Origin of the sequence: Xenorhabdus griffiniae (assembly GCF_015163655.1) — a bacterium.
Lineage (GTDB): Bacteria > Pseudomonadota > Gammaproteobacteria > Enterobacterales > Enterobacteriaceae > Xenorhabdus > Xenorhabdus griffiniae.
Genome location: NZ_JADEUF010000137.1, coordinates 1 through 8690, shown reverse-complemented (window position 1 = coordinate 8690; position 8690 = coordinate 1). Strand labels below are relative to the sequence as shown.

12 protein-coding genes are annotated in these 8690 nt (G+C 41.8%); 9 read left to right on the top strand and 3 right to left on the bottom strand.

Features of this window, described 5'->3' with window-relative positions:
- Positions 1 to 354: 354 nt before the first annotated feature.
- The 6 genes from IQ211_RS16720 (at position 355) to IQ211_RS16700 (ending at position 4468) form a co-directional block, all read left to right on the top strand.
- Entirely contained in the window at positions 355 to 588 is a 234-nt protein-coding gene (locus tag IQ211_RS16720; RefSeq protein WP_317618145.1) for an ogr/Delta-like zinc finger family protein, read from the top strand.
- Positions 589 to 1453: 865 nt separating this feature from the next.
- Positions 1454 to 1861 carry a type II toxin-antitoxin system HicB family antitoxin gene (locus tag IQ211_RS16715; RefSeq protein ID WP_189761035.1) on the top strand — a complete coding sequence of 136 codons (408 nt, stop codon included), beginning with the start codon at positions 1454 to 1456 and terminating at the stop codon, positions 1859 to 1861.
- 332 nt (positions 1862 to 2193) lie between these two features.
- Entirely contained in the window at positions 2194 to 2379 is a 186-nt protein-coding gene (locus tag IQ211_RS19695) for an Arm DNA-binding domain-containing protein (RefSeq protein ID WP_223281849.1), read from the top strand.
- Between the two features lie 39 nt (positions 2380 to 2418).
- Positions 2419 to 2610, top strand: coding sequence for a site-specific integrase (locus IQ211_RS19690; protein WP_223281848.1), 192 nt, complete (start codon positions 2419 to 2421; stop codon positions 2608 to 2610).
- A 134-nt stretch (positions 2611 to 2744) separates the two neighbouring features.
- Complete coding sequence (locus tag IQ211_RS16705) at positions 2745 to 3518, top strand: type IV toxin-antitoxin system AbiEi family antitoxin (RefSeq protein WP_189761034.1); 774 nt, start codon at positions 2745 to 2747, stop codon at positions 3516 to 3518.
- 5 nt (positions 3519 to 3523) lie between these two features.
- On the top strand, positions 3524 to 4468 hold the full coding sequence (locus tag IQ211_RS16700; protein WP_189761033.1) for a nucleotidyl transferase AbiEii/AbiGii toxin family protein: 945 nt from the start codon (positions 3524 to 3526) through the stop codon (positions 4466 to 4468).
- 6 nt (positions 4469 to 4474) lie between these two features.
- Here IQ211_RS16700 and IQ211_RS16695 read toward each other — a convergent pair whose 3' ends face one another.
- The 3 genes from IQ211_RS16695 to IQ211_RS16685 all read right to left on the bottom strand — a co-directional run bounded on the left by IQ211_RS16695 (position 4475) and on the right by IQ211_RS16685 (position 5140).
- Positions 4475 to 4672, bottom strand: a complete 198-nt coding sequence (locus tag IQ211_RS16695) for a helix-turn-helix transcriptional regulator (protein WP_282885560.1) — start codon at positions 4670 to 4672, stop codon at positions 4475 to 4477.
- 104 nt (positions 4673 to 4776) lie between these two features.
- A complete protein-coding gene (locus tag IQ211_RS16690; RefSeq protein ID WP_223281847.1) occupies positions 4777 to 4929 on the bottom strand; it encodes a hypothetical protein in 153 nt (50 codons plus the stop codon).
- Between the two features lie 31 nt (positions 4930 to 4960).
- Positions 4961 to 5140 (bottom strand): hypothetical protein, encoded by a 180-nt coding sequence (locus IQ211_RS16685; RefSeq protein WP_189761032.1) that lies wholly within the window; start codon positions 5138 to 5140, stop codon positions 4961 to 4963.
- Between the two features lie 44 nt (positions 5141 to 5184).
- On the opposite strand from IQ211_RS16685, the gene IQ211_RS16680 reads away from it, so the two are divergent.
- The 3 genes from IQ211_RS16680 to IQ211_RS16670 all read left to right on the top strand — a co-directional run bounded on the left by IQ211_RS16680 (position 5185) and on the right by IQ211_RS16670 (position 8411).
- Entirely contained in the window at positions 5185 to 6912 is a 1728-nt protein-coding gene (locus tag IQ211_RS16680) for a hypothetical protein (protein WP_189761031.1), read from the top strand.
- A gap of 882 nt (positions 6913 to 7794) precedes the next feature.
- The gene (locus IQ211_RS16675; protein ID WP_047962450.1) at positions 7795 to 8016 is read left to right on the top strand and encodes a type II toxin-antitoxin system Phd/YefM family antitoxin; all 222 of its coding nucleotides are present in this window, start codon (positions 7795 to 7797) and stop codon (positions 8014 to 8016) included.
- Positions 8013 to 8411, top strand: a complete 399-nt coding sequence (locus tag IQ211_RS16670) for a type II toxin-antitoxin system death-on-curing family toxin (protein ID WP_189761030.1) — start codon at positions 8013 to 8015, stop codon at positions 8409 to 8411. The genes IQ211_RS16675 and IQ211_RS16670 overlap by 4 nt, the downstream gene beginning before the upstream one ends.
- The last annotated feature ends 279 nt before the right edge of the window (positions 8412 to 8690 follow it).

Genomic DNA, 8690 nt, shown 5'->3' with positions numbered 1-8690 from the left:
TGCTTTCTCACACATTGGGTATTTTTGCCAACTTTAAACAAGGTAAAAAACAACGCGACTGGCTTCAACAAACGCTCGTTATTGGGTGTTAAAGTTGAGCATCGCGTCAACATATCAAAAAGCCAGCATATACGTTGTTATAGCTGGCTTTTTTACTATCAGAGCATTGCAGAACGAATCACAGTAGCGCATGATTAGCGTGTACCCAAATGTGTACCCATAGCACATTCTACAAATCATTTTGGGTACACCCCTCCTTTTTTACATTGAGAATTACACAAATGCCTAAACTCACAGATAAAGAGATCAGGGCGTGGAAAGGTATGTATTAAATTGGCTTTATTCTGGCAGGCAATGATATGGGGGTTATCGACAATGAGAGTATTAAAAGTTTATTGCCCAGAGTGCGGTGAGCAGGCAACAATCAAAAAAATCAAAGTGGAAAGATTGGATAACATACCGGAGATTTACTGTTGTTGTAATGATGTTGAATGTGGTCATACATACGTTTTAACCCTAAGTTTTTCACATTCGATACGCCCTAGTAAGTTGGTGCAAGATCCAAGTAATCATATATTGAAGTTGTAATCACCTGAGAAATAGCATCAATAATTGTCTGGAGCAGAACGCTAACAGTGAAAATAAATTTTTCACACAATTTCAGTTTACATTTCCTCCTACCCCGCATAAACACTGACTTTTTAGTTTTTATGTTGGGTTTCCTGCCAAGTAAAAATCTCACGTAAAATAGAAAAATCATTTTATTTCAAATAAATACAATTAACTCCCCAGAGTGGGGCTGGATAACAAACTGAAATTTCCTGAAATTCTTTTCACTTATTTCAGTTTGAGATTTTCCTCACACAGCCAGTACTGGTGCGGTCTGGCGATTTGGTTTGTAGAATTTTAAAACTGAAAAAACTTTTTGATCCAAAACGTGCAGGCGGGTGCGGTGTAGTCCGTTTTACGTGGGTTTTACGTTTATTTCGTGGGGATTACGCAGTATGAGATGCAATGTAATAACGTGATCCAAATTAGCCGTGGAGTAGTCAATTTTATTGTACATAGCTCTGTATGCGTCTGGTTGTGCTCTATGGGCGGGCAATAAATAACAGGTTAAGAGGGAGAACACTAGCCAATAATTATGGGTATAATACCCACAAAATAATTGACGACGCTTGGGTTTGTAGGTATTATACCCATACATTAACGCAATGGAGGGTTGATGAGTAGTACAGAGTTAATCAAACGCCTAATGGCTGACGGTTGGGTAAAGATGCGGCAAGACGGGAGTCAGAGAAATAATCACCGTACCGCATCCGAGAAAAGATTCGTCAAAGGGGATTCTTCGACAGGCACAGAAAAATTCAGGATTGAAGTTGTTGTAATAATTAAGGAGCGGTCTAACCGCTCCTTCTCTGCGCTACTCATCATCATACGACGAGGTAATATTATGATTTATCCGCTCTTTATCTTTAAAACAGAAGAGGGCTTTGACGGTTACTTTCCTGATGCTGACGGCTGCTTTTTCGCTGGCAACACTTTAGAAGAAACTATCCGTGATGCTGAAAGCGCATTCGGGCAGCATATGGAGGTATTGACGGAACAAGGCGGGTATGTTCCCGCGCCGAAAGATCCCTCAGAGTACATCAATGACCCCCGCTTAACGGAAGATGGAGGAATGATTGCACTGATTGAGCTAGACCCTGCGAAATATGAATCTAAGGCCATCAAGTTTAATCTGACGATGCCTGGCAATTTGTTAACCGCGATAGACCGCTATATTGAGCGAAACGGTCACTATAAGAACCGTTCGGCTTTTCTGGCGGAATTAGCACGTAAAGAAATTGCTCACCCCTAACCCCTAATGTTAAAGGTCATCGCGTGATTAACCCGATGGCCTTACTCCGCCAAAGCAGTGGTTGATTTGATTTTGACGAGATAATTTCATTCATGCAGTGACTGAGGAACTATTTGCCTGCATGTTAAATCTTGCACACTCCGATTTAGCGTGTACCCAAGGGTGTACCCCTAGAAAATATTGAATAATACAAATCCAGTATTAATGCAGGTTTAAGCCCTCTACTCAATGAATAGATTCGTTTGGGTAGTAATGGGTCGTCGATTGGGGAGTATTTTCTCGCTATAGTTTGTTCAGCGAGACGTATTTCCCCAATTTTTTGAGGCCAAGAAATGGGCAATTTACATGACAAAACGGTCAAAAAACTGATCAAGGAAAAATCATCCGTCCGGCACTCCGATGGTGATGGTTTGTATTTGATGACCCCCAAGCGTGGTGATGCCTACTGGATGCTACGCTATACCACTCCAACGACCAGGCTCCGGCGTGAGTACACTATCGGTAAAGTTGATGACTAGTCACTGGCCGATGACCTAAGGGGCACCGCCAGAACACGAATGGGTAATGACAATATAGCTCAACGATGCCTTAACCAAATTCTTGGTAACCGTACTGATGGTATCTATAACAAGGATGCCTATTTTGAAGAGCGCAAGGCGGTTTATTCAAAGCTAGGTGAGTGGCTAGCTCCTATTGTTAATGGCAGTGAGACAAATAAGATTGTCGATTTTGATCTGGTTTGTAAATAATAATTTTCACGGCATTAATTGACGTGAAATTACAAATTAACAAACTAAAAGAAACTAATTAGTTTGAAAAAACTCTAAATCACGTCAATAATCAACGTATATTTTGTTTTTTTCAAACTACAATGAGGCCCGTCATGCTGAATACTGAAGCCAGACAGCAGCTACAGAAGGTGCTGCCCTTGGATATGGTAGCCACCAAATCATGGCTGGAGGCACAAGGGCTCAACCTGCACTTTCTGGACAATGCGGTGCGCAGCCAAACGCTAATCCCTCTCGTAGCCGGTGTTTACACCAGGCAGGAAGCAAGGCTGTCCTGGAAAGGAATCGTTGCCTCATTGCAACGAATGTCCGATGCACCCGTCCATGTTGGAGGTTTGACCGCATTAGAGCTGGAAGGACTTGGTCATTACCTGCCCAAAGGAAGCAAACCAAGGATTCACATCTATTCCGATGCCACGCTCCCTCGATGGCTGGGCAGAATCGATGCTCCGGCACAATTTGAGTGGCACGGAACGCACCGCCTGTGGCCCGAGATACTGATGCAAGACGTTAAGTACCTCCGGCAAGACAATTGGCAGGTATCGCTCCCCCCACTCCACTATTCCTGTCCAGAAAAAGCCATTTTGGAGCTCTTGACAGCGGTGCCCAACACTATGAGCTTTGAACATGCCGACCAGCTTATGCAAGGACTGCACAACCTCTCGCCCCGCAAACTGGATGCCTTGCTGAAAGCCTGTAGCAGTATCAAAGCAAAACGACTCTTTCTCTGGCTAGCAGGAAGACACCAACACGCCTGGCTCAAGCACCTGACACCGGATCAGTATGCGTTGGGAACTGGTAAACGACTGATCGCTAAAGGTGGCAAGCTGGAGCCAACCTGGCAGATCACTGTGCCGAAAGAGATGTAAATAACATGAACAGACAAAGCCACTACTACCGACAAGTGCAGCTACTACTACGGATTATTCCTTTTGTTGCCAGGCACGACTGTTTCGCCCTCAAAGGTGGAACGGCCATTAATTTGTTCGTTCGTAACTTTCCTCGGCTTTCGGTCGATATCGACTTGGTTTTTCTGCCCATGATGGAACGGCATGAAGCCCTACAGACCATCAAGAACAACCTAGATATATTGGCTTCCACAATCACGGCCAGCATCGACAGTACTCAGGTTATTCGAGCTTTCCAGGATAAAGCGAATGCCCTGCGTTTATTGGTCGAGCGAGACGACGTTCAAATCAAAATTGAACTCTCCCCAGTACTACGCGGCACGGTTTACGAACCCAAAGTCATGCCGGTAAGTGAAGCCGTTGAAGATGAGTTTGGCTTTGCCGAGATGCCCGTGGTGAGTTTTGCCGATTTGTACGCAGGGAAAATCTGTGCAGCACTGGATCGCCAACACCCACGAGATCTTTTCGACGTCAAGCAACTGCTTGATCACGAGGGGCTCACCGATAAGCTTCGCAAAGCCCTGCTGGTTTATATTATTAGCCATCCACGCCCTATTGCCGAGCTGCTCAGACCAAACTTTAAAGACATTTCGGGTGTTTACGAAGGGGAGTTTTTGAACATGGCAGATCAGGACATTCCCCAAGCAGATCTTGAAGCAGCCCGGGAACAGTTGGTAAGGCTCATCAACACTTCTTTGACGCCCCAGGAGCGAGCATTTTTACTGTCTTTCAAAAATCGTATGCCCGATTGGACTCTCATGGAGTTTTCAGACATCGACCAGTTACCCGCAGTTCGTTGGAAACTGCAAAACCTAGCCAAAATGAACCCAGAGAAACATGCAGAAGCTTACCATCGACTTGAAGAAATACTGATAACAAAAGGCCCTGCCGCACACGGGACGGGGCCCTAACTTTGTTCAAGCGGATTTTCGCTGCTCAATCCACCACAGCAGATCTGAAAGCCGCCAGGCCACACAATGGGTGCTCAGCTTGACTCGTTTGGGGACTAAGCCTTGCCGTTCCATCGTCCACCACTGAGTGCGACTGACGCCGGTGATCATCTTACGGTCATGCTCTCTGACCAGTCGCTCACACTGACCTGATTGACTGAGCACTTGAGTACGGATTTATTCACTAGGCAATACGAAGATTTGTTCACTCATTATATTGTCCTCCGAAAATTAACTGGGAAAAGTGGGAAACTGGGATATAAGTTGTGTTAATCATCAATTTCTAGCTCCTGTATCCCCGCAAAAATGCGCTCTGGCAAGAGTGCAACGTCTTGACTACATTCACCATAAGCTTTCGCGTTGGTCGTGAGCCATCCTCGCTGGAGTAAGGGCATCACCTCGCGCATATACTGGTCAGGCATTTCAACTACCGCAGAAACTGGCTTTTATCGATCAGCCATTGCCGCTCACCATTAACGTCTCTGGAATAACTGCGATGTCGTCCAATGGGTTCAGCAGATCAATAATGGTGTATTGATCGGCGAAAGCGATCACTTCTTTCCTAAAGAGGTATCCCAAAAACTCAAAACTCTTAAAAATATCAACTAAGTGCTCTCTTGATACGCCTTTCATGACGAAGTACAATCGCAAAAACGAACAATTAACGAGCAATTCAAATGAAAAAGCAGAACAACAGGAAGTCTAAAAAAAGAAACAATAGGATTGCAGCAATCAATAAAAACACAAGCCATCACATTCAGACTATCGATAATTTCATTAGTTATTGCAATAAATTAACAATAAATGCAGAAATTACAAAGAACTTCGATGCTGATTACTACTTCTGTAAGGCGATAATTGCTAGAGAGGAAAAGCAGTTCCAACTAGAACGACAATCAATTATAAACTTACTAATGTTCACTGATGATAGTCCATCTGAATTAATTAATGGTGTATTAAGTGGTCATTTAAAACCCGAGTTTTCAGAAAACACAAAAAAAATATTATCCTCGAGAAAAATAACCACTACAAATATTCATCCATACATTCAATTAATAACCTCTTTCATTTTATCTGGCACAAAACAACAAATACAGCCTTATTTTAACTGCCTCATGGGTAAATCAGCAAACATCATTGCAGACTTTCCCCAGGTAGATATCGACAAGGTTTCAGACACCAACCTGATGATATTTTATGATTTTACCCATAGAATTTTAATTGATGATAGTTCAAACTTAACTACATTAGAAAAGTTAACGACATTTATCTTCAATAGGGTAAGTGAAAATGCATGCGAAAGCTTACTATTCTTCGTCTCCTATTTTAGATTAAAAAACAATGACGCCATTGGTGCCATCGAAGCTGCCAGACAATACCTAGATGCCGAGAGCTTACCTGTTAGCACGACGCATTATTTAACGACTCTGGCATGGAATACTGCTTTGGCGGCAATACGGATTGCAGATATAGATGAAGCTGAATTTTGGCTCGATTATATTGAAGATAAAGAAAAATATAATGAAATAAAAGAAAGCATTGAATCAGTGATAGAAAAATCTCAAGCAAAAGTTAACCATCCACTAAACCCGGAGAACGTACCTCCAGAAGATATTGATGAAATTGACACTGTTGATCTAATAACTTTATGTGCCTTCCTTGATGGATGCGGAGATGATTGGGGGCTAAAAGAGCTTAAACGTGCAGGAAAATACATTTACCCTTCAGAATCCCTCACCATAAGGGCATTTAAATTACTAGCTCTAAAGGGGATTGTTAAAATCCCTCAAATAACTTTCAATAGCATTCCAGATAAATATTTAAGTGATTTCGACACTATTGTTTCCAATTATAAATTCCATACGAACATTATAGGCGTTAGTGACACAAAAAAAATAGCCCTCAAAATCCTACTAGAAGAAATTGAACGGAGGGATGATCGGTTTGAAGCATCTCTAAATGTTTGGAAGGAGATATCAATAGGATATTTCTATAGTGCAATGGAATATTATTTAAATAACGTAAAAGATAATTGGGCTATCGATTTCACTCTTAACGAAAAGACAGCAGAGCGAATTTCATCATCGGGTCTAAGTGCAAAAGAATTTACTTCCATTGCCCAATCAGCCATACGTTATGTCGCAGGAAAACATCAAGTAGATAATGAAAAAATCAACAAACGCACATGTAACTCGCTTATTGCCAGTATTAATCGTAACTTCGACTGGATAGCTGCAGGACAATACCTGTCAAAATTATTTCCTCGTGGAGAAAAAACACCCGTTTTATCATCCGAGAAAATTCTTGAAAAAATATGCAATCTAACTCCCGAAGAAATATATGATCTTTCACCTGACATAGCACGATGTTATGGCATAGATTTTACTGATGAAGATGAGTTTTAATCATCACGCACCAAAATTTGTACCATAAAACAAAAAAACAATCAGATTCAGAATATTGAGTAACGTTTCTTAGCAAATCACAATATTTCATCAAGCCAGTATATACGTTGTTATAGCTGGCTTTTTTACTATCAGAGCATTGCTGAACTAATCACAGTAGTGCATGATTGGCGTGTACCCATAGCACATTAAAAAACCATTTTGGGTACACCCTACTTTCTTTACATTGAGAATTGCACAAATGCCTAAACTTACAGACAAAGAGATCAGTGCGTGGATACGTCCTAGTAAGTTGGTACAACTGTCTGGTGCAGAACGCTAACAGTGAAAATAAATTTTTCACACAATTTCAGTTTATATTTCCTCCTATCCCGCATGAAGACTGGTTTTTCAGTTTTTATGTTAGGTTTCCTCTCAAGTAAAAATCTCACGCAAAATATAAAAATCATTTTATTTCAAATAAATATAATCAACATACGAGAGTGCAACTGGATAAGAAACTGAAATTCTTTTCACTCATTTCAGTTTGAGATTTTCCTCACACAGTCAATATTGGCACGGTCTGGTGATTTGGTTTGTAGAATTTTAAAACTGAAAAAACTTTTTGATCGAAAACGTGCAGGCGGGTGCGGTGTAGTCCGTTCTACGTGAGGTTTACGTTTATTTCGTGGGAATTACGTGGCGTGGGCGTGATGTGGTGACATGATCTAAATGAACCCATCAAGCCGCAAAATTATATCTGCGTAGCTTAACGGGCGATTGGTTGCGTTATATGAGTATGTAAAAAAGCCACGATTAAAGGTGAGCTATGCCGAGATCACTATTGTTGAATAAACACCCAAATTATGTACAATTCACATGTACATATCCTGGAGATATATTATGCGTACATACACCTCAACCCAAGCACGAGCCAATATTTCAGAAGTGTTGGATGCAGCTACCCACGGCGAGCCTGTTGAGATTACTCGTCGGGATGGCAGTTCAGCAGTCGTTATCAGTAAAGCAGAATTCGAGGCATACCAGAATGCCAAACTGGATGCAGAGTTTGATTCGATTATGCAGCGTCATGGACATACAGTAGAGGCTCTGACAAACCGATGATATGGGTCAGCGCGCAGGAAGTTATCGCTTTTCATGACCGTATATTGCAGCAGCTTCCCGGCGTTGCTGGGATGCCCGATTCTGGCAGAGCTGAAGCGCTTATCTATCGGGTACAAAACCGTACCCATTATGAAGGTGTAACAGATATCTTTGAACTTGCAGCCACCTACTGGGTTGCTATTGCTCGCGGTCATATCTTTAATGATGGTAATAAGCGCACCGCATTTTTCGTTACCATGATTTTTCTTTACCGCAACGGTATCAAGATCCGTGATAGCGACAATACACTGGAAAATTTAACAGTAGAGGCTGCCACGGGTGAGAAAACTATTGACCAGTTGGCGCAACATTTGCGTGAATTGGTAGACCGTGTTGAGCTAAGCTGTAAGACATAATCACAACTTACTTTTTATGAGAATAAGTGAACACCTCGTTTTGCCGTATACCACCCGAAAATATTGAATAACAACAACCCAGTATTTATGCGGGCTTAGGTCACCTACTCAATGAATAAATCCATATCAAAAAACCAGTTAATACAAATTATTACTGGCTACGTATACATTTTATTCTTCCATATGAAAGGTTAAAACCACCGACTTTAGTCGGTCAGCTTTAGCTGCAATACTGTGTTGTACTGGAGGTGCAACATGGATTACAGATACGGCAGTCAC